This is a genomic window from Myxococcus vastator, assembly GCF_010894475.1.
GTDB classification, from domain to species: Bacteria; Myxococcota; Myxococcia; order Myxococcales; family Myxococcaceae; genus Myxococcus; species Myxococcus vastator.
In genome coordinates this window covers 1-20,491 of record NZ_JAAIYB010000107.1, presented here as the reverse complement: position 1 = coordinate 20,491, position 20,491 = coordinate 1, and the positions used below count along the sequence as shown (strand labels likewise).

Genomic DNA, 20,491 nt, shown 5'->3' with positions numbered 1-20,491 from the left:
GACGGGGGGCTTGGCACCGGTGATGGGGAGGGTGCAGCCCGCGGCGACGGCCAGCAGCAGCGGGCCCATGAGCCAGGTGGGGAAGGTGTTGAGCACAGGTGTCTCCTCGAAGTGACGGCGGGTGCCGTGGTCTGGCCCCGCGTCATAGCCAGGGTCATGCCATCGGCGGTCCGGTCCTGTACACGAGTCGCCACGGCGGCGCGCCGCGGAGCTGGGGGCCCGGGTGGCACAGCCCGCTGGCACGGTGCCGTGTGCCCGTGACACACGCGTAGGATGGAGGCACATGGAACACGACCGGTCGACCTTGCAGCAGAGCGACGCCAGGGGGCGAGGGGCGGACTCCGGCGAGGCCTCGGTGCCGGGCCTGCTGCGCGTCCTGTGCGCGGGGAGCGCGATGGCGGTGGCCCTGCCGCTCGACGGCGAGCTGTTGCTGGGGCGGGGCGCCGCTTCGTTGGGGACGGACCAGGACCCGCGGATGTCTCGCAGCCACGCGCAGGTTCGGTACGACGGACAGCGCTTCTGGGTCACCGACCAGGGCAGCCAGAATGGCACGTTCGTGGACGGGGCGCCCCTGGTGGCCGGCACGCCCCGCGAGGCCCAGCGCGTCATCCGCATGGGGGACTCGCTCTTCATTCCCTGCGCGGACGTGGGGCCGGTGGCCCGGCGCGGCGTCGTCCGGACGCGCGACTTCGTGCGAGGGCCCGCGATGCAGCGGCTGCTGGACCAGGTCGCGCGCACGGCGGAGCACGGCTTCACGCTGCACATCCACGGGGAGAGCGGCACCGGCAAGGAGGGCGTGGCCCGCGCGTTCCATGAGCGCGGCCCGCGCGCGTCGGGCCCCTTCGTGGCCGTCAACTGCGCGGCCATTCCGCAGGGGCTCGCCGAACGGCTCCTCTTCGGCGCGCGGCGCGGCGCCTTCTCCGGCGCGGACGACGCGGAGGGCTACCTCCAGGCCGCGGACGGCGGGACGTTGTTCCTGGACGAGGTGGCCGAACTGGAGCTGGCCGTGCAGGCCAAGCTGCTGCGCGCGCTGGAGACGCGTGAGGTCCTCCCCCTGGGGGGCTCCAAGCCGCGGAAGGTGGACGTGCGGGTGTGCTCCGCCGGAAACAAGGACCTGCGCGCGCAGGTGGCCAGCGGCCGGATGCGCGAGGACCTCTACTTCCGCCTGGGCAGGCCGGAGGCGGGCTTGCCGCCCCTGCGCCGCCGCCCCGAGGAAGTGCCCTTCCTGGTGGAGCGCTTCCTCGAGGAGCTTGGGGCGCGCCTGCCCGTGCACGTGGGCTTCCACGAGGCCTGCCTGTTGAGGGCCTGGCCGGGCAACGTGCGCGAGCTTCGCGTGGAGGTGCGCAGCGCCGCCCAGGAGGCGCTGCTTCACGAGGCGCCGCGCCTCGAGGCAAGACACCTGAGTCCCACCGCCGGCGCGGTGTTCGGCCCGCCGCTCGCGGAGCCACAGGTGGCGCCCGTGGCAACGCCCGGGCAGGCGGCGCCCCGGGGCAAGCCGTTGGACGAGGCCGAGCGCGCCCGGCTGGAGGAGGCGCTCCGGGCGCATGGGGGCAACGTCGCCGCCACGGCCCGGGCGCTCGGCATGCACCGGACGCAGCTGCGGCGCCTGCTGGAGCGCCACGGCCTGGCGGGCAGCGGGGAGGGGTGACGAGGGGCAAACGCCTCGTTCCCCTGGCTGGGCTCCCCTGGGACGGGGGGTGATTGAATACCGTCGCACCTCCAACGTCCCCCGCGGGGAGCGTTTCCCTGCACGCCACCTCGTCCTACCCTCGCGGAGGAATCCACTCACACGTGCCGCGGTTGGTCGCGGCCCGTGACGCCCGAGGCCTACACCGCGCCATGAACGCCCGCCTGCTGCTCCTCACCTTTGTTCTGTCTTCGCCGATGCCGGCGCTCGCGGACGCGATTCGAGTCTCCCTGGAGGGGCGCGCCGTGCTGGGGGAGAAGCTCCCGGCGCTGCTGGTCCACATCGAGGAGCCCATCGCGGGCTTCGAGGTGAAGCTGAAGCGCAGCGACGGGGAGTCAGTGGAGGTGAAGGGCGGCGGGAATCCGGGCCTCACGCGGCGCATCGAGCTGAAGCAGCCGGAGGGCCGTTTCCACTACGAGGGAGCGCTCACGGTGCGCTTCCCGGATGCGGAATCCGGCGTGATGCCGTTGTCCTTCGACACGGAGCTCTACGGCGCGCTGAAGCTGGACGTGCGCAAGGAGGACGTGGACGTGGCGGCGCGACGGCTGCGCTTCGTCCTGTCCCGGCCCGCGAAGCGCGCGGAGCTGACGGTGTTGATGGATACCGGGAAGAAGGCCTTCGAGGGCGAGGTGCCATTCAAGGGAGAGGCGGCGGGGACGCCCCTGGAGCTGACGTGGCCGGCGGCGGAGGGGCGGGTGATGAAGATCTCCCTCCGTGCGTTCGACACGGCGGAGTTCTACACGGGCGTCGACCTGTATCCGTGGCAGGTGGACATTCCGCACGAGGAGGTGAACTTCGCCTCGGGCCGCGCGGACATTCCGGCGGCGGAGCGGGACAAGCTGGACAAGAGCCACGCTCTCATCGTGGACGCGCTGGCGAAGTACGGGCGCTTCGCGTCGCTGCGGCTCTACGTGATGGGCCACACGGACACCGTGGGGGCCGCGGCGGAGAACCTGGGCCTGTCGGTCCGGCGGGCGAAGAGTCTGGCGGCCTACTTCCGGAAGAAGGGGCTGCGGGTGCCCGTTTTCTACGAAGGGCTGGGAGAAGAGGCCCCGGCCGTCGCGACGCCCGACGAGACAGCGGAGGCGGGCAACCGCCGCGCGGAATACATCATCGCGGTGGAGGACCCCGTGCTTCTGCACGCGCCTCGCCCTCCGCGGTGGCGAAAGCTGTAGCGCAGTCACCGAGGGAGAGGAAAAGACGCATGGACCGATTCCACCAGAAGGTATGGGCGTTGCTCGGGCTGGGGATGCTGGGGAGCACGGGATGCGCGCACCCGTCGCGTGTCGCGGAGCGTCAGGGCGTGGAGGCGGAGAAGTGTGAGCTCGTGCACCGGCTGCTGCGGGAGCCGGTGCCGTCCCAGGTCGTCCGCGAGGTCGCCGCGGCCGGTCGCGATGAGCCCGCGCCGGTGGTGGTGTACGTGCGCCGCCCGGAGGAGGCGATGCTGGAGCGCTTCTTCTCCGGCGACGCGCCCAGCTGCGGTGACGCCACCTTCAAGGTGGTGCAGGAGAACGTGCTCGACGCGGTGGTGGTGTACCTGCAGGAGGTCCAGGACGGCTACGCGTACGACGCGCGCCGGGCCAGCCATGACGAGCTGTCACTGGAGGGCAAGCCGCAGGGCCTGCTGAAGCGCAGGGGCCCGGAGTGGGTGGCCATCCCCGGACCTACCTGAACAGCTCCTTGCCACCGTCCGCGATGAACTGCACCGCGATGGCGGCCAGGATGAGGCCCATCACCCGCTCGACGATGGCCACGCCGGACTGGCGCAGCACGCGCTGGATGAGCCCGGAGGCGCGGAGGATGAAGTAGCTGGCCACGAACGTCAGCACGACGGCGGCCAGCACGGGGATGGCGGAGACGAGCGAGTCGCCCTTGGCCATCAGCACCATGGCGGTGGCGATGGCGCCCGGGCCCGCCAGCAGTGGAATGGCGAGGGGGACGATGGCCACGTCCTCCTTCACCACGCCTTCCTGTTCCTCGGACGGCGTGGTGCGCGTCTCCGCCGGGCGGGCGCGGAGCATGTCCAGCGCGGTGATGAGCAGGAGGATGCCGCCGGCCACCCGGAAGGCGCCCAGCGACACGCCGAACACCTTGAAGATGACGCCGCCGAAGAGGGCGAAGAACAGCATCATCCCGCAGGCCACCAGGCAGGCGCGCATGGCGGTGCGGCGCACCTTCTCCTGCGTGTCCCCGGCCGTCATCGCCAGGAACAGCGGGACGACGCCAATGGGGTCCACCACGAAGAAGATGGCCGACAGCGAGACGAGGAACAGCGACGCGTATTCCGGCATGACAGCCTGTGCCTACACCGTGAGCCGCAGCTTCCACACCATGGTGAGAGCCTCGGCGAAGATTTTCTTGCTCATCTTGGAGTGACCCACGCGCCGGTCCTCGAAGACGATGGGCACCTCGCGCACGGTGAAGCCCTTGCGCAGCGTGCGATAGGTCAGCTCGATTTGAAACGCGTAGCCGGTGCTCTTCACCGAGTCCAGCTCGATGGCCTCCAGCACCCGGCGGTGGAAGCACTTGAAGCCGCCGGTGAGGTCCTGGATGCCCACGCCCAGAATCGACCGGGCGTAGAGGCTGCCGCCGCGGCTGATGAGCTGCCGCCCCACACCCCAGTTCACCGTGCCGCCGCCCGTGACGTAGCGCGAGCCGAGCACCAGGTCCGCGCCGGCCTCGGCCGCATCCAGGATGCCGGGCAGGTAGCGCGGGTCGTGGCTGAAGTCCGCGTCCATCTCCAGGATGTACGTGTACTGCTCGGCCAGGGCCCAGCGGAACGCGGCGAGGTAGGCGCGGCCCAGGCCCTCCTTCTTCTCGCGGTGGAGGACGCGCACGCGCGAATCCCGCGCGGCGAGCCCGTCCGCGAGCAGCCCTGTGCCATCGGGCGAATTGTCGTCCACGATGAGGATGTCGACCCGGGGGTCGGCCTCCAGCACCGCCTGGACGATGGCCTCGATGTTTTCCCGCTCGTTGTACGTGGGGATGCAGACCAGGGCTGGGTTCATGACCCGGCCGACATACCCTAAACGCGGCCCGGGGGCAGCAGCTCCAGCACGGTCTCCGCCGCCCGGGTGGCCGCGCCCGTCTCGCCCAGCCGGCCGCGCATCTCCGCCAGCCCCTGGAGCATCTCCTCCCGGGGAGCACCCGGTATCCAGACGCGGCGGACCTCCTCGGCGATGCGCTCGGGCGTCATCTCCCCCTGGAGCAGCTCGGGGACGACGCGCCGGCCCGCCAGCAGGTTGATGAGGGACACGAACGCCACCTTCAGCATCAACCGGCCCACCCAGTAGGTGATGAGCGACACGCGGTAGACGACCACCAGGGGGCGCTGCATCAGCCCGGCTTCCAGGACGGCGGTACCGGAGGCCACCACCGCGGCGTCGCTGGCACCCACCACTTCGGGCGCCCGGCCCTCCACCAGGATGGGCGTCACGCCGCTGCCCTCGAAGCGGGACGTGATTTCCGTCCGGTCGATGGTGGGCGCGACGGGGACGACGACCTGGAGTCCGGGCCGCTCGGCGGAGAGCCGCTTCGCCGCCGCCACCATGTCGGGGAGCAGGCGGCGGATTTCGCCCATCCGGCTGCCGGGCAGCAGCGCGAGCGTGGGGGCGTCCTTCACCAGCCCCAGCCGCTCACGGAAGGCCGTGGCCGTGTCGGGGGCGGGGACCTGCTCCACCACCGGGCTGCCGACATAGCGGGCGCTGACGCCGGCCTCCCGGTAGAAGTCCTCCTCGAACGGGAGGATGCAGAGCATCCGGTCCACCAACCGTTTGATGGTGCGCACCCGGCCCCGGCGCCAGGCCCAGATCATGGGCGACACGTAGTAGGCGACGGGCACCCCCAGCGCCTTGAGCTTCTTGGCCAGGCGCAGGTTGAAGTCGGGGATGTCCACCAGGATGGCGACGTCCGGCTTGCGCTCGGCGGAGGCCTCGGCCAGCCCCTTCAGAATCTGAAGGATGCGGGGAATCCGGGGCAGGACCTCGGTGATGCCCATGACGGACACCTCCCGGGCGTCGAAGAGCAGCTCCACTCCCTGGGCGGCCAGGCGGGCACCGCCCATGCCAAAGAAGGTGAGGTCGGGGCGGCGGGCCCGGAGGGCGGCGACGAGCTCGGCGGCGTGGGTATCGCCTGACGCCTCGCCGGCGACGACGAGGATTCGGGGGGGATTCGTCATGGGAGGGGCGCGCATCGTACCTGATGCGGGAGCGGGTGAAGGTGTAGACTGCGGCCCCCTTGAAGACGCTTCTGCTCGCCGAGAGCCACCCCCCCACGCTCGAGCACCTGAAAGGCCTGCTCTCCCAGGCTGGGTACACCGTGCGCGCGGTGAATGATCCGGTGACGGCGCTGGAGCACTTCGCGGCGGACAACCCGGACGTGGTGGTGCTGTCGGTGGACCTTCCACGCGTGGAAGGCGCCCACGTGGTGCACCTCATCCGAGGCCACGGCCAGGGCGGCAGGGTGCCCATCGTCGCCATCGACAAGGGGCACCTGGGACGTGCGCGGGGCGTGAGCTCGGTGCTGGACCTCAAGGTGAACGCCTACGTGGCGGACCCCCTCAAGCCGGGCGAGCTGGTGCTCCGGCTGGAGTCGCTGGTGCGCGCGGCGCAGGCGGTGCCACTCACCGGGCTGGCGGCCACGTTGTCCCGGCCCGCCGTCAACTCGGGCGAGCTGAAGGGCCACCCGCTGCCCGCGCTGTTCCACTCCATCTACCGGCTGCGCCGGGACGGCGTGCTCGTGGTGGCGCACCGGGGCTTGAGCCGGCGCGTGTACTTCCTGCGCGGCGGGCCCGTGAGCTACGACTCCACGGCGAAGGCGGACTCGCTGCCTGGCTACCTGCTCGCCCGCGGCGTGCTCAACCCGCAGCAGGCGCAGCGGGTGACGGAGGCGCTGGACTCCGGGCTGCGCATCGGCGCGGCGCTCGCGGACGCGGGCGTGGAGGCGGCGGGCGAGGAACTGCTGCAACTGCTGCGCGACTACAACCGGGACCGGGTGGAGCGGGTGCTGGGGATGCGCGAGGGCCGCTACGCCTTCTACGCGGGGGCCGACTTCACGTCGGAGGTCGCGTCGGTGGAGGTTCCGCCGCTGGCGCCGGTGCTGGATGGCGCGCGCCGCTGCTTCACCATGAAGGTGATGGCGGCCTCGCTGCGGGCGCACATGGGGGACTACCCGGTGCGCTCGCAGGAGTTCGGGCGCGACCTGCAGGCCATGGGGCTGGACACGGATGACCTGAAGATTGCGATGCAGGTCAACGGCCGCATCGCGCTGAAGGACCTGCTGGCGCACGGGCGCGGCGAGCTGCGCATGGCGTACTCGCTGCTGTGGTTCCTGAAGCTGACGGGTGGGGTGACGTTCTCCTCGACGCCCGTGGCCACGGGCACGGATGTGCTGTCCGCGGCGGTGCTGCCGGACCGGATCGCCCCGCGCAAGCGCAAGGCCCTGCCGCCCGAGACAGCGGCCTCGCTGCGCGAGGAAGCGCTGCGCATCATCACCCGCAGCTACTTCGGAGGGCTGGGCCTGGACATCGCGGCGGACGCGGAGGCGGTGGAGCGCGCCTACCACGAGACGGCGATGCGCTTTCACCCGGACACCTACGCCGAGTTCGACATCTCCGACCTGAAGGACCTGCTGGAGTCGGTGCAGGACCGCCTGTCCGCGTCGTACCGGGTGCTGAGCGTGGAGGAGAAGCGCAAGGCCTACCTCCAGTACCTCTTCAGCCGGATGGACGTGGGGCGGAACACGGCGGTGGTCGTGGACGCGGAAATCGTGCTGCGCCGGGGCGAGTCCGCCCTGAAGCGCCGTGACTTCCCGCTGGCGGCGAGGTCCTTCGAGGAAGCGGTGTCGCTCAACCCGGACGAGCCGGAGTACTACGCGTACCTCGCGTGGGCCACGTACCAGCTGCCCACGGGGGCGCCGGTGGTGCGGGCGCAGAAGGCGCAGCAGGTGCTGAAGAAGGCGCTGTCGCTGGGGCCGTACGTGGAGCGGTTGCACATCATCTCGGCCATCATCGACATGGACCTGGGGGACGCGCCGCTGGCGCGGAAGAAGCTGCAGCGGGTGCTGGAGTACAACCCGTACTCCCAGCTCGCGAAGGCGGCGTTGCGCAAGGTGGGGCGCTAGCGATGCGGACGGTTCTCTTGCGGTTGTTGCGCTATGCGCGCCCGCATTTCGGTGTGCTCCTGCTCGCCTTCATCGGCATGGCGGCGGTGGGACTGACGACGGGCGCGTACGCGTACCTCACGGGCCCGGCGCTGCGCTTCCTGTTGTCGGGTGGTGAAGCAGGGTTCGACAGCGCCCAGCGCGTGCCCTGGCTGGCGGACCTGCCTCGCGACGCGGCCCTGTGGGGCTTCCCGCTGGTGATGGTCATCGTCGGCGCGGCGAAGGGCGTGGGGTACCTGGCGCAGTTCTATTTCATGGGCCTGTTCGCGCAGCGCGTGGTGAAGGACCTGCGGCGCGACCTGTTCCAGCGCCTCACCGCGATGTCGCCCGCCCAGCTCGCGCGCGAGCGGATGGGCGACTTGCTTAGCCGGTTCTCCTCGGACGTCAGCGCCGTGGAAGCGGCGGCCATGTACACGGTGGGCTCGTACCTGCGCGACAGCCTCCAGGTCATCATCCTGGCGGGGGTGGCTCTGTCCATGAGCCCGATGCTGGGCGGCCTGATGTTGCTGGTGATTCCGCTGGCGGCGCTCCCTGCCTCGAAGCTGACGCGCAAGGTGCTCAAGCGGACGCGGGAAGGCCAGACGCAGCTCGGCAACCTGGCGGGGCAGCTCCACGAAGGGCTGGGCGGTCTGCGCACCATCCAGGCCTTCAACGGGCAGCAGGCGGAGCTGGCGCGCTTCTCCGCCTTCGCGCAGGCGCATGAGAAGGCGGTGGTGAGCGCGGCGTGGGCGCGGGGCGCGGTGCCGGGGCTGATGGAGGTGCTGGCCGCGGCGGCGCTGGCGGGCGCGCTGGCGTATGCGGTGAGCGCGCGGCTGATGGAGCCGGAGGCGCTGCTGTCGCTGCTGACGGCGGTCATCCTGGTGTACCAGCCGGTGAAGGACCTGGGCCGGGTGACGCAGTTCGCGGTGCAGGCGGGCGCGGCCGGCGAGCGGCTCTTCGCGCTGCTCGACATGAAGCACCCCGTGGAGGACGCGCCGGACGCGGTGCCCGCGCCGCCGCTGTCCCGGAGCATCCAGTTGGAGGGCGTGCGCTTCGCCTACGGAGACCGGCCCGCGCTGGACGGCCTGACGCTGGAATTGAAGGCAGGGCAGGTGACGGCGCTGGTGGGCGGCAGCGGCGGAGGCAAGAGCACGGTGACGTCGCTGCTGCTGCGCTTCGAGCGGCCGCAGAAGGGCCAGCTCTTCCTGGATGGCGTGGACGCGGACCGGTACACGGCCACGAGCGTCCGGGCCCAGTTCGCGCTGGTGACGCAGGAGCCGCTGCTGTTCCACGGCACGGTGCTGGACAACCTGCGCTACGCGAGGCCGGACGCCACGCGGGAAGAGGTGGAGGCGGCGGCGAAGGTGGCGCACGCGGACGGCTTCATCCGCGCGCTGCCCGAAGGCTATGACACGCGCATCGGCGAGCGGGGCGTGACGCTCAGCGGCGGCCAGCGTCAGCGGCTGTGCATCGCCCGCGCGGTGCTGGCGCGGGCGCCCGTGCTGGTGCTGGACGAGGCGACCAGCAGCCTCGACCCGGAGAGCGAGCGCGAGGTGCAGGCGGCGCTGGCGGCGGTGCTGCCGGGGCGCACGGCGCTGGTGATTGCGCACCGGCTGTCCACGGTGGTGAACGCGGACGTCCTCAACGTGATGGAGGCGGGGCGCGTCGTCGAGAGTGGCTCGCACACGGACCTGCTGAAGCGGGACGGGCGGTATGCGGCGCTGTGGAGGATGCAGACGGAGGGCTCCTCGGAGCGAGGCGCGGCGTGAGCCGACTGACGGCAGTGGCGGGGAAGGGGCTCCGGGCCGTCCTGGGGTTGGTGCTGCTGGTCCTGGGCTACGCGGGCTTCTTCGCGCTCTCGGCGTCCGTGGCGCGCTACCCGGTGGTGCTCCCGAAGGACGATGCGCCCCGCTGGGCGCGAGGGGCCTTTCACGTCCACACCACGCGCTCGGACGGTCGAGGCACACCTGAAAAGGTGGCGGCGGCGGCCAGGGCCGCGGGCCTGGACTTCGTGGTGCTCACCGACCACAACGACTTCGCGCTCCGAGCGCCGACCTACGTCCAGGGCGTGCTGCTGGTGCACGGCGTGGAGATTTCGACGTCGGACGGGCACCTCGTGGCCTTCGGCATGTCGCGCCCGCTGGAGGGCGTGCGCGCGTGGATGCCGCCGGGGGAGGCGGTTCGCGCCGTGGCGGCGGCGGGAGGCACGGCGGTGCTGGCCCACCCCGTCCAGAAGCGCAACCCGTGGAAGGACGAGGCGAGCGCGAAGGAGGTGCCCGGCTTCGAGCTGTACTCGGCGGACACCTTCTTCCGGCACGCGGTGCGCAACCCGGTGAGCCGCCTGGTGCCCGCGGTGGGGGCCTCACTGGTCAACCCGGTGCATGGCGTGATGCTGCTCGTCGCACCGGAGCCGGAGCCCACGGCCCGCTTCCTGGAACTGTCGCGTGAGCGGCCGCGCGTGGCGTTCTGCGCACATGACGCCCACGGCCTGCCGTCGTACCGGGCCGTCTTCGATTCCCTGGCCATGTACCTGCCGCCAGCGCAGGTGCCCTTCCCATTGCCCCCGGACGAGGAGGAAGCGGCGAAGCAGGTCGGCCGGGCCCTGGGCGGTGGTCAGGCCCTGTGCGCCTTCCGGGCGCTGGGGGAGCCTGGGGGCTTCGCGTTGGAGGGGCTGGACGCTGTGCGGCGTGAAGCGCATGTAGGCGACATGCTGACCGTCCGGCTCCCAGGGCTGCCCGACGCGGAGTCGGTGCAGGTGCGGGTGTGGGGAGGCGCCCGCCTGAAGTCGGATGGCCGGTCCGTCGAGCTGACCGAGCCGGGTGTGGCGCAGGTGGAGGTGTGGGTGCGGGCTCCCGGGCGCTTCTTCGGGACGGAATGGCGACCCTGGCTGGTGCCGAGCCCCGTGCGCGTGCTGCCCCGCGGGCCGGGCATCTGATAGACGGCGCGAAAGCCGCCCATGCGCGTCCTCTACGTCCTCGCCACCTACCTGCTCTTCGCAGTCCTGTTCCCGGTGCTCGCACTGCACCGGAAGACGCGCCATGGGCTGATGGAGCGCCTGGGCTTCTATGGCCCGGACAGCCACCTGCCTCCCGGGGACGGGCCCATCCTCTGGCTGCATGGCGCGAGCGCGGGAGACTTGCTGGCCCTCTCGCCGATGTTCGGCCCGCTGCGGGCTCGCTTCCCGGGCTGCCGCCTGGTGCTGTCGACCATGACGGACAGCGGCTACGCGATGGCGAAGGGCCGGCTGGCGAACGACATCGATGGGGTCGTCTACGTCCCCTACGACCTCTGGGGCGCGACGCGGCGCGCGGTCCGAGCCATCCGTCCGGACGTGTTGGTGCTGGAGTACACCGAAATCTGGCCCAACCTCATCCGCGCGGCGAAGCGGGGTGGGGCGCGAGTGGTGATGACGAACGGACGCTTCTCGCCAGCGAACGTGGGGAAGTACCAGACGCTGTTCCGCCTCATCGGCAACCCGCTGCGGGATTTGGACCTCCTCCTGATGCGCGAGGAGGAAGAGGCCGTCCGCGCGCGGCAGCTCGGTGCCAGGCCGGACTGGGTGAAGGTGACGGGGAACACGAAGTTCGACGCGCTCGCCGCGGGCCCGGTGCCCGAGGACGAGAGCCTGCGCGCGGCGCTGGGCCTGACGCCGGGTGAGCGGGTGTGGATTGCCGGCAGCACGCACGAGGGCGAGGAAGCGCAACTCCTGGCCGTCTACACGCGGCTGCTCAAGCGGTGGCCGGACCTGCGGCTGGTGATTGCCCCCCGGTACGTGGACCGGGCGGCGCGAATCGTGACGCTCGCGCGCGAGGCGGGGCTGAGCGTGGGGCTGCGCTCGCAGGGCAATCCGGAGCGGGGCCAGGTCGTGGTGTTGGACACCATCGGTGAGCTGTCGAGGGCCTACCGGCTGGCGACGGTGGTCTTCGTCGGCGGCTCGTTCACGATGCGCGGCGGGCAGAACATCCTGGAGCCCGCGGGGCAGGGGAAGCCGGTGCTCTACGGGCCGCACATGGACAACTTCCGGGACAGCGTGGCGTTGCTGACGGGGCAGGGCGGGCTCCAGGTTCAGGACGCCGCGGCCTTGGAGCAGGCGCTCGTGTCGCTGCTCGAGTCACCTTCGCGGCTCGCGAGTCTGGGTGCCCAGGCGCTGGAGACGGTGGGCCGGATATCGGGCGCCAGTGAAAGGAACGCGGAGGCGATGACGACGTTGTTTCCGCACGGGAGGCCGGACCCGCGATGACGCTCATCGTCCACCCGCATTTCCACCACCGCTACACGGGCGTGACGCGCCACGTGGAGACGGTGGTGCCCGCGCTCGTCCGAGACACGGGTTCTGAGACGCGCGTCATCGGCTCGGGCCTGAGTGAGGGGCTGCCCAGAATCACCTGGCCGGAGCTGCTCCGCCGCCTGCGCCGCGAGCCCGTGGTGTGGCATGCGCACCGGAACAACGAGCTCCTGGTGGGCATGCTGCTGAAGCTGTTGGGCCGGGAGGTTCGCCTCGTCTTCACCCGGCACACCTCGATGGCGCCCAGTGGCTTCACCCGCTTCATCGCCAGGGGCGCGGATGCGCTCGTCTCGTTGACGAAGCAGGTCGCGGACGTCATCGCGCTGCCGTCCACGGTCGTCTCTCACGGCATCGACCTCACGCGCTTCCACCCGCCCGAGGACCGGGACGCGGCGTGGCGCAAGCTCGGCCTGGGAGGGCGTCATGGCATCGGCGTCATCGGACGCATCCGGAAGGAGAAGGGGCAGGGTGACTTCGTACAGGCCATCCGCCCGCTGCTGCTCCAGCATCCCGACTGGCAACCCGTCCTGGTCGGGCTCGCGAAGGGGCCGGACCTGGATTGGCTGAATCAGCAGATGGCGGGCATCGAGGACCGCATCGCGTTACCCGGCGAGCAGTCCGTCATCGAGCCCTGGTACCAGGGGCTGAGCGTGCTGGTGCACCCCTCGTATGCGGAGGGTTATTCGCTGGTGCACGTGGAGGCCATGGCCTCGGGTTGCTGCGTGGTGGCCTCGAAGCTGCCGTACCTGGACACGCTCATCGAGCACGGCCGCACGGGCTTCTTCTTCGAGCCCGGAGACGTCCAGGGCCTGCGCGAGCTGCTGGACATGCTGATGCGGGAGCCCGAGCGCGCCAGGGAGATAGGCCGTAACGCGGCAGAGGAGGCCCGGCGGCGGTGTGGCGTGGAGCACGAGGCGCGAGCCTTGGCCGACGTGTACCGGGCCACCGAGGAGCGCTGACCGGATGCGAATCCTCCACCTGCTCGCGAGTCCCTTCTACAGCGGCCCGGCCGAGAACGTGGCGCTCCTGGCGCAGGCGCAGCGCGCCGCGGGGCACGACGTCACGGTGGCGGTGGACCGTCGCCGCAAGGAGGTGCTGGCCGAGGAGCCCGCGGCTCCGCGCTTCGAGGAGCTCGGTCTGCTGGACGAAGGGGGCCTGGAGCTGTCGGTGAAGTCCCCGCCCTGGCGGATGTGGCGCGACCTGCGCCGCTTGAAGGCGCGGACGGTGGACGTGGTGCACTCGCACTTCAGTCATGACCACCTGCTGGCGAGGTGGGGACGGCCTTCGGGGGCCATCCTGGTGCGCTCGCTGCACGCCCCGCGCTCATTGCGCTCCTCGCTCCCGGCCGCGGACGCCTACACCGTCCCGGCGAGCGCCCTGCTTCCCCGCCTGTTGGAGAAGGGCGCGACGGCCCAGGTCCTGCCAGCGCTGGTGGACGCCCGGTTCCATCCCGCGCCGGACGCGCGGTCGCTTCGAGCAGAGCTCGGGCTCGAAGGCACCCCCATCATCGGAATGGTCTCCACGTTCCAGCCTTCACGCCGGCACGCGGTGGGGGTGGACGCCTTTGCCCTGTATCGGCAGCAGCGTCCCGGGGCGCGTCTGGTGCTCGTGGGGGACGGCGGCCTGCTGGAGCAGACGCGCAAGCAGGTCCAGGGCTTGGGACTGACGGATGCCGTCACGTTCGCGGGCTACCAACAAGGGGACGCCTTCGCGCGGTGGCTTCGAGCGCTGGATGAGGTCTGGCTGCTCGGGCTGGGCAATGACTGGAGTGCCCGCGCGGCGGCCCAGGCCCGTGCATGCGGAGTCCGCGTGGTGGCGGTGGACGAAGGCGCCCTGCCGGACCTCGCTGATGCACGGGTGGAGACTCCGACGCCCGAAGCCGTGGTCACCGCGGCACTGTCCGCCCAGCGGGCACCCGTGCGCCACCCGACGAACGAGCAGATTGCCGCGGAGGTCCTCGCGCTCTACGCACGAGCGAGGCGCGCCCCGTGACGTCTCCGGAGGCCCCCACCGCCATCGAGCGGGTGTTCTACCCGTCTTCGCCGGAGCCCTGGGGCCGCCGTGCCCTGCTGTCGCCGCTCACGTTGCTGTCGTGGACGTATGCGGCCGCCGTGCACGTGCGAGGGGCGTTCTACGACGCGGGACTGCTGCGCGCGGAGCGGGTGGAGGGGCTCAAGGTCATCTCCGTGGGCAACGTCAACGTGGGGGGCACGGGAAAGACGCCCGCGGTGCTCCACCTGGCGGAGCAGTTGGTCCAGGCGGGCCGCAAGGTGGGCATCCTGACGCGCGGGTATGGCCGTGTCTCGCGTGAGCCGCTGACCTTCGTCGGGACGGAGCCGCTGCCTTCCTCGGAGCTCGCGGGCGATGAGCCGCTCCTGCTGGCGCGTCGCTGTCCCCAGGTCCGGCTCTTCGTGGGCTCGGACCGGGTCTCCAGTGCCTACCGCGCGCGGGACGAGTTCGGCCTGGACACGGTGCTGCTGGACGATGGGTTCCAGCACCGCCGCCTCGCGCGAGATGAGGACTTCGTGGTCGTGGATGAGTCCGTGGGGCTGGGCAACGGCCACATGCTTCCACGAGGGCCGCTGCGTGAGCCCCCTGCGTCACTCCGCCGCGCGACGCTTTTCTGGCTGAGGGCGTCCGCCACGGCGGCGGAATCCGCTGTGCTCCCTCTCACGAAGGCCGAGGACACGCTCGGCGGGGGGGGGCCCTCGAGCGCGGGGATTCCCAGGGTGAGGACGCGCTATCGGCCCACGGCCTGGGTGGACCCGGAGGGCAACCTTCATCCCGTGCCAGCGCTCACGGGCCAGCCGGTATTCGCGCTGGCGGGCCTTGCCCGGCCGGGGGGCTTCCTGAAGACCCTGCAGGCCCTCGGGACGGACGTGCGCGACGCCGCGTTGTTCCCGGACCACCACCGCTTCACGGCGGACGCGCTGCGCGACGTCCAGGCGCGAGCGGCACGGCAGGGCGCCCGGGTGGTGACGACGGAAAAGGACGCGGTGCGTCTGCCGCCGGGCTTCGAGGCCTGGGTGGTCCGCCTGGGTGTCGAGATACTGGAAGGCGAGTCCCATCTGCGGCGGGCGCTTGGGTTGGAGGATGCACCGCGCGGCTTGTGAGGTGGGGACGCCTGTGGGACAAACCGCCGCCATGGCCGCAGTCTCGCCCGCTCGTTCGATGCCGTCGCTCGCCCGCCTGCCGCACGCGTTTGCCCGCCGCAAGGTGTTGCTGGTGGGCGACCTCGTCGCCGACCACTACATCTACGGACAGACGGACCGGGTGAGCCGGGAGGCGCCCGTGCTCATCGTCCGCTACGAGTCCGCGGAGGTGAAGCTCGGAGGCGGCGCCAACGTGGCGGCCAACGTGCGAGCCCTCTCCGGGCAGGTCTCCGCGGTCGGCGCGCTGGGCCAGGATGAAATGGGCAAGGAGCTGCGCCGCCTCTGCGCCGAGTCAGGCATCCAACTGGACGCGGTGAGCGGCCGGGGCATCGAGACGGAGACGAAGACGCGCATCCTGGCCGGTGGGGTGAGCACCACACGGCAGCAGATGTTGCGGCTGGACCGGGGGCAGCGAGGCGCGCTCCCCCCGAAGATGCGCAAGGCGCTGGCGCGGCAGGTCGAACGCTCCGCCCAGGACGCGGACGCGGTGGTGGTGTCCGACTACGGCGCGGGTGTGCTGGGGGACGAGGTGCGCGAGGTGCTGCGTCGCCTGGCCGCGGACGGCCTGCCCGTGTGTGTGGACAGCCGCTATGCCCTGTCCTCCTTCTCGGGGCTCACGGTCTGCAAGCCCAACGAGCCGGAGCTGGAGGCGCTCGCGGGGCGCCCCGTTCGGAGCCAGGAGGACATGCTGGAGGCGGGGCACGCCGCGTTGAAGCGACTGGCGTGCCGCGCGCTCCTGGTGACGCGAGGCCGCCATGGCATGGCGCTCTTCGATGCGGACGGGGGCGTGGACTTCATCCCCGTCCATGGCGCGAAGTCGGCGGTGGATGTGACGGGCGCGGGAGACACGGTGATTGCGACGTTCGCCCTGGCGCTGGCCGCGAAGGCCTCGCTCGGCGATGCGGCGCGGCTGGCGAACGTGGCGGGCGCGTTGGTGGTGCAGAAGCCGGGCACCGCGACGGTGTCTCGCGATGAGCTGCTCGAAGAGCTTCGGAGCGCGAGATGAGCACCCTCGAGAAAATCCAATCGCTCGCGAAGGTGGCGGAGGAGCGCGAGCGCTGGCGGGCCGAAGGACGCACGGTGGCGCTGGCCAATGGCGTCTTCGACCTGCTGCACGTGGGACACGTCCGCTACCTGGAAGGGGCCAGGGCCCTGGCGGATGTCCTCGTGGTGGCGGTGAACTCGGACGCTTCCACCCGGGCCTACAAGGGGCCCGGCCGGCCCTACATCCCCGAGGGCGAGCGGGCGGAGCTCGTCGCGGCGCTGGCCTGCACGGACCGGGTCATCGTCTTCGACGAGTCCAATGTTCGCGTCATCATCCGGGCGTTGAAGCCGGACGTGCACGTGAAGGGCACGGACTACACCCCGGACAGCATCCCCGAGGCCGATGAGGTCCGCGCCTATGGCGGGCGAACGGCCGTCTCCGGAGACCCGAAGGACCACAGCACCACGGACCTAGCCCGGCGGCTGGGCCGCGAGGGCACGGGTTAGCCGGTGTCATGGATTGCCGCGGAGGTGTGGGCCGTCCTGGGCTGCCCGCACTGCAAGGCACCGCTTCAGGCGCGGGCGGCTCCAGCTCGAGTCTCCTGCGAGCCGTGCCGCCTGAGCTGGCCCGTGGAAGAGGGAATCCCCAGGCTGACGCCCGAACACGCGGTGGTGGAGCCTCCCGTGTCCGGGACGTGAATCCTCAGGAGGGGAGGCTCGCCGCGAACGCCCGGACCTCTTCAGCGGCCCGCTCCTCCAACCCCTGCCCCCCGGCACCATCGACCAGGGGGGTGAGGTCCACCATGCGGTGGGGCGCGTACGCATGGCCCCAGCGCTCCATGTCCATCCGCAGGAAGAAGGCCAGCGTGGGGGCGCCCACCGCGACGGACAGGTGCATGGGGCCGGTGTTGTTGCAGAGGGTGAAGCCGGCCGCGCGCATCAGGGCGGCCAGCTCGTCCAGGTTGCTCGCGGGCGCGAGCTCGGCGCCAGGGGCGGCCTCCACCACCCCGCGTGCCAGCGCTTCTTCCCCAGGGCCCCAGGTGACGATGGGGGTACGCCCCAGCGCCACCAGTGCCCGAGCCGCGGCGGCGAAGGCCGCGGGTGGAATCCGCCGAGGTCCCAGCCGCCCACCGGGATTGATGACCGCGAAGGGCTTCCCGGCCAGGGCGTCCAGATAGGCGCGGATGGCCGACCCCACGGTGGGCTCGCGGAAGGACAGGCCGCGCGCCACCGCGCCGTTCGTGAGTGGGGTGAGCAGGTGCGTCCGTTGAACAGCTTCGTTCCGCGTGTCCGTGCGAGCGGGGACGGGCAGGGAGTGCAGGCGGGACACTGGCCAGAGGTCGGGCCCGATGACGACAGCCTCGGGGCCCGCGAGCCGGGACACGAGCGCGCTCGTGACCGAGGGCGACTCCCAGTTGGCGCAGTCGACCACGACGTCATACCGGGCGCGTCGCAGCGCGGCGATGCCAGGCGCCAGGGGCCCCATCCAGATTCTGCGCCGGTCGAAGGGAATGATGACGTCCGCGTCCGGGTGCCCGTTCAGGACTCGAGCGACCTTCGCGTGCACCAGGACGTGGACCTCGGGCACGGGGTGGAGGTGCGCCTTGAGGGTCCGCATCAACGGCGTGGTGAGGAGCGCCTCGCCCACGCGGTTGTCGGGCCGCACGAGCAGCACCTTTCGAGGAGCGGGAAGGGGGGGGCCAGGACGCCGCCGGCGGCCCGGGCGCCACAGCAGGGCGGACGCCACGAGCGCCAGTGCCAGCTTCGCCCATGATTCGAGCCGCTTGTGCCAGGACATCTCGCGGCGGGACCCTACACAGAACTGGAGGCGGTGCAAGCGCGCGGCTTGACCTCGGACCCGAAAGCCCCTAGCAACCGCCCAATGTTGAAGAGCATGACGGGGTTTGGCGCGGGCCGCGCGCGCGTGGGGGACGAAGAAGTCTCCGTGGAGCTGCGCTCGCTCAACCACAAGTTCTGTGAAGTGAAGGTTCGGCTTCCTCGGGAGCTGTCGTCCCAGGAGCCGCTGGTGTCCAAGCAGGTGAAGGACCGGCTTGCCCGAGGCTCGGTGGAGTTGCTGGTGAAGCGGCAGGCCCCCACCTCGTCGGGGACGGTCCCCACCGTGGACCTCGGATTGGCGCGGGAGTACGTGCGCGCGTTCCGGGAGCTGGCTGGCGAGCTGGGACTCCCGGGGGACGTCGCCTGGTCGCAGGTGGCGAACCAGCCCGGCGTGGTCCGCCTGGAAGAGAAGGGCGTGGAGCTGGACTCCGCCTCCCAGGCGCTCCAGGCGGCCCTGGACCAGGCGCTCACGGCGCTGGAGAAGATGCGCCAGGTCGAGGGTGAGGCCATCTATGCGGACCTGGATGCCCGGGTGAAGCTGCTGGAAGGGTGGAGCAAGGAGGTGGCTCAACTCGCTCCGAAGGCCGTGCAGGAGTACCAGCAGCGGCTCACCGACCGGATCGCCGAGCTCGCGAGCGGCGTCGCGGTGGACCCGCAGCGGCTGGCCCAGGAAGTGGCGCTCTTCGCCGAGCGCACGGACATCGCCGAGGAAGTGACTCGCCTGGCGAGCCACCTGGAGCAGTTCCGGGCCCTCATGGCCAGCAACGAGCCCGCTGGCCGCCGAATGGATTTCCTCGTGCAGGAGATGCACCGCGAGGTGAACACGACCGGCTCCAAGAGCCAGCACGCCGAGCTTTCCGTGCGCGTGGTGGCCATGAAGGCCGAGGTCGAGCGCATCCGCGAACAGGTGCAGAACGTCGAATGAACGAGAATACCGTGCTCTCGCCTGGCTTGTTGCTCGTGCTCTCCGCTCCTTCCGGGGCGGGGAAGACCACCCTTGCGCACCGGCTCCTCAAGGAGACGCCGGATGCAGTGTTCTCCATCAGCGTCACCACCCGAAGGCCTCGGGGGAAGGAGCGCGAGGGGGTGGACTACAACTTCGTCGACGTCGCGACCTTCCAGTCGAAGATCGAGCGCGGCGAGTTCGTGGAGTGGGCGGAGGTCCACGGCCACTTCTATGGAAGCCCCCAGTCGGTGGTGGACGAGGCGCGTGCCCGCAAGAGCGCGGCCATCTTCGACATCGACGTGCAGGGCGGTCAGGCCATCAAGCGCAAGCACCCGGATGCGGTGACCATCTTCGTGCTGCCGCCCTCCATGGAGGAGCTGGAACGGCGCCTGAGGGATCGTCAGACGGACTCCGACGAAACCATCCGGCGCAGGATGCTGGCGGCTCGTTCGGAGATCGAGCGGGGCATCGCGTCCTATGATTACGTCGTCGTGAATGACGACATCGAGCGTGCCTACGGCGAGCTGCGCTCGGTGGTGGTCGCGGAGCGTTGTCGGCGCGGACGCGTGGACGTGTCGAAGCTGGGCCTGGGAATCGGCGCCTGACCGCCGCGGCGGAAGTGTTCGGAATCAAACTTCTTGCGCAGCCCGATCGCTTGATGGATAAGCGACCACACCTCGCCGCGTTGCGCGGGCGTCACACAGGCGTCCGTCGGGTAGCAGTCACCCACATGTCCCGTCTCCATTGGGAGCGGAACCAGGCGCGTGGGTGTTGAGGTGCAGTGAACCAGTGGGCGGGTGGCAGGTGAGTGGGTAGCCGTCTCAACGGGAGATGGAGCTGGGGTGGTCGGTCGGTCGTCGGGAGTGAGACGCTCGAACGGTTGACAGGAAGCGCGGCGGTGATAGAAGCCGCGCCCCTCGCAAAGAAGCCCGCGCGCTGGCGCGGAAGGCACTTCGAGCGAGTCAGTACGAAAATACGGAATACGGCAGTCAACGCAGCGGGTTGACAGGAAACGCGGTGATGGTAGAAGCCGCGCCCCCGACGAAGAAGCCCGGAGGAAAGGGCGGACGAGTCGAGGGAGTCAACAAAGAGCAGCGGTTGACAGGGAGGGCGGCAAGGCGGTAGAAGCCGCGCCCCTCCGGAAGAGAACAGCGGAAGCCACTGGGCGGCGCTGAGGACTCCGGAAGCCAGCAGGACGGCGAAAAAGCAGCTTGATAAAAGACGCCGGACTGAAATAGAAGCTGACGCCCCGCCGGACGAAAAGACGGCGAGGCAGCAACGAAGAAGACGGTAGCAAGAAGTCGCGGGAATCACAAGCGACTCGGTCTTTGAAAACCAAATAGCAAGCCCAAGAAGAAGCTAGATTGCGGAAACCGCAGTCAATTTCTTAAGACGGTGCCAGCCAGGTCGCGCTGAGAAGCGCAGCCGGCAGCACTGGAAACGAATCAGCGAGTTTCAGGTTC

General features: G+C 70.7%; 18 protein-coding genes. 14 read left to right on the top strand and 4 right to left on the bottom strand.

Going from position 1 to position 20,491, the window contains the following annotated elements:
- Nucleotides 1-283: 283 nt before the first annotated feature.
- From G4D87_RS13440 to G4D87_RS13430, 3 genes are all read left to right on the top strand, one after another.
- A complete protein-coding gene (locus tag G4D87_RS13440; RefSeq protein ID WP_163782459.1) occupies nt 284-1,648 on the top strand; it encodes a sigma 54-interacting transcriptional regulator in 1,365 nt (454 codons plus the stop codon).
- 191 nt (nt 1,649-1,839) lie between these two features.
- Nucleotides 1,840-2,862 carry an OmpA family protein gene (locus tag G4D87_RS13435; RefSeq protein WP_240358245.1) on the top strand — a complete coding sequence of 341 codons (1,023 nt, stop codon included), beginning with the start codon at nt 1,840-1,842 and terminating at the stop codon, nt 2,860-2,862.
- Between the two features lie 29 nt (nt 2,863-2,891).
- On the top strand, nt 2,892-3,359 hold the full coding sequence (locus G4D87_RS13430) for a hypothetical protein (protein WP_163782457.1): 468 nt from the start codon (nt 2,892-2,894) through the stop codon (nt 3,357-3,359).
- Here G4D87_RS13430 and G4D87_RS13425 read toward each other — a convergent pair.
- Genes G4D87_RS13425 through lpxB form a run of 3 tightly spaced genes read right to left on the bottom strand, consistent with a single transcriptional unit; the run spans nt 3,352 to nt 5,864 of the window.
- Nucleotides 3,352-3,978, bottom strand: a complete 627-nt coding sequence (locus G4D87_RS13425; protein ID WP_163782456.1) for a MarC family protein — start codon at nt 3,976-3,978, stop codon at nt 3,352-3,354. The two genes, G4D87_RS13430 and G4D87_RS13425, sit on opposite strands and share 8 nt — an antisense overlap.
- A 12-nt stretch (nt 3,979-3,990) precedes the next feature.
- Nucleotides 3,991-4,695, bottom strand: coding sequence for a polyprenol monophosphomannose synthase (locus G4D87_RS13420; RefSeq protein ID WP_163782455.1), 705 nt, complete (start codon nt 4,693-4,695; stop codon nt 3,991-3,993).
- A gap of 17 nt (nt 4,696-4,712) precedes the next feature.
- Entirely contained in the window at nt 4,713-5,864 is a 1,152-nt protein-coding gene (gene lpxB / locus G4D87_RS13415; RefSeq protein WP_163782454.1) for a lipid-A-disaccharide synthase, read from the bottom strand.
- 59 nt (nt 5,865-5,923) lie between these two features.
- Between lpxB and G4D87_RS13410 the strand changes: the two genes are divergently transcribed.
- From G4D87_RS13410 to G4D87_RS13370, 9 genes are read left to right on the top strand one after another with little or no spacing between them, the layout of a single operon-like run.
- On the top strand, nt 5,924-7,807 hold the full coding sequence (locus tag G4D87_RS13410; protein WP_163782453.1) for a DUF4388 domain-containing protein: 1,884 nt from the start codon (nt 5,924-5,926) through the stop codon (nt 7,805-7,807).
- A gap of 2 nt (nt 7,808-7,809) precedes the next feature.
- Nucleotides 7,810-9,594 (top strand): ABC transporter ATP-binding protein, encoded by a 1,785-nt coding sequence (locus G4D87_RS13405; protein WP_163782452.1) that lies wholly within the window; start codon nt 7,810-7,812, stop codon nt 9,592-9,594.
- A 5-nt stretch (nt 9,595-9,599) separates the two neighbouring features.
- Entirely contained in the window at nt 9,600-10,760 is a 1,161-nt protein-coding gene (locus G4D87_RS13400; RefSeq protein ID WP_205507570.1) for a PHP domain-containing protein, read from the top strand.
- Nucleotides 10,761-10,781: 21 nt separating this feature from the next.
- Nucleotides 10,782-12,065, top strand: coding sequence for a 3-deoxy-D-manno-octulosonic acid transferase (locus tag G4D87_RS13395; RefSeq protein ID WP_163782451.1), 1,284 nt, complete (start codon nt 10,782-10,784; stop codon nt 12,063-12,065).
- Nucleotides 12,062-13,069, top strand: coding sequence for a glycosyltransferase family 4 protein (locus G4D87_RS13390; protein WP_163782450.1), 1,008 nt, complete (start codon nt 12,062-12,064; stop codon nt 13,067-13,069). Before G4D87_RS13395 ends, G4D87_RS13390 begins: the two co-directional genes overlap by 4 nt.
- 4 nt (nt 13,070-13,073) lie before the next feature.
- A complete protein-coding gene (locus G4D87_RS13385) occupies nt 13,074-14,102 on the top strand; it encodes a glycosyltransferase (RefSeq protein WP_163782449.1) in 1,029 nt (342 codons plus the stop codon).
- Nucleotides 14,099-15,223 (top strand): tetraacyldisaccharide 4'-kinase, encoded by a 1,125-nt coding sequence (gene lpxK, locus G4D87_RS13380; RefSeq protein ID WP_163782448.1) that lies wholly within the window; start codon nt 14,099-14,101, stop codon nt 15,221-15,223. Before G4D87_RS13385 ends, lpxK begins: the two co-directional genes overlap by 4 nt.
- A gap of 31 nt (nt 15,224-15,254) precedes the next feature.
- The gene (locus tag G4D87_RS13375) at nt 15,255-16,268 is read left to right on the top strand and encodes a bifunctional heptose 7-phosphate kinase/heptose 1-phosphate adenyltransferase (protein WP_240358244.1); all 1,014 of its coding nucleotides are present in this window, start codon (nt 15,255-15,257) and stop codon (nt 16,266-16,268) included.
- Nucleotides 16,265-16,753, top strand: a complete 489-nt coding sequence (locus G4D87_RS13370; protein ID WP_163782447.1) for an adenylyltransferase/cytidyltransferase family protein — start codon at nt 16,265-16,267, stop codon at nt 16,751-16,753. Before G4D87_RS13375 ends, G4D87_RS13370 begins: the two co-directional genes overlap by 4 nt.
- A 196-nt stretch (nt 16,754-16,949) precedes the next feature.
- On the opposite strand, the gene G4D87_RS13365 is transcribed toward G4D87_RS13370, so the two are convergent.
- The gene (locus G4D87_RS13365; RefSeq protein WP_163782446.1) at nt 16,950-18,044 is read right to left on the bottom strand and encodes a glycosyltransferase family 9 protein; all 1,095 of its coding nucleotides are present in this window, start codon (nt 18,042-18,044) and stop codon (nt 16,950-16,952) included.
- Between the two features lie 84 nt (nt 18,045-18,128).
- Here G4D87_RS13365 and G4D87_RS13360 point away from each other — a divergent pair, with 84 nt between their 5' ends.
- A complete protein-coding gene (locus G4D87_RS13360) occupies nt 18,129-19,007 on the top strand; it encodes a YicC/YloC family endoribonuclease (protein ID WP_163782445.1) in 879 nt (292 codons plus the stop codon).
- A complete protein-coding gene (gene gmk / locus G4D87_RS13355) occupies nt 19,004-19,633 on the top strand; it encodes a guanylate kinase (protein ID WP_163782444.1) in 630 nt (209 codons plus the stop codon). The genes G4D87_RS13360 and gmk overlap by 4 nt, the downstream gene beginning before the upstream one ends.
- Nucleotides 19,634-20,491 lie beyond the last annotated feature (858 nt).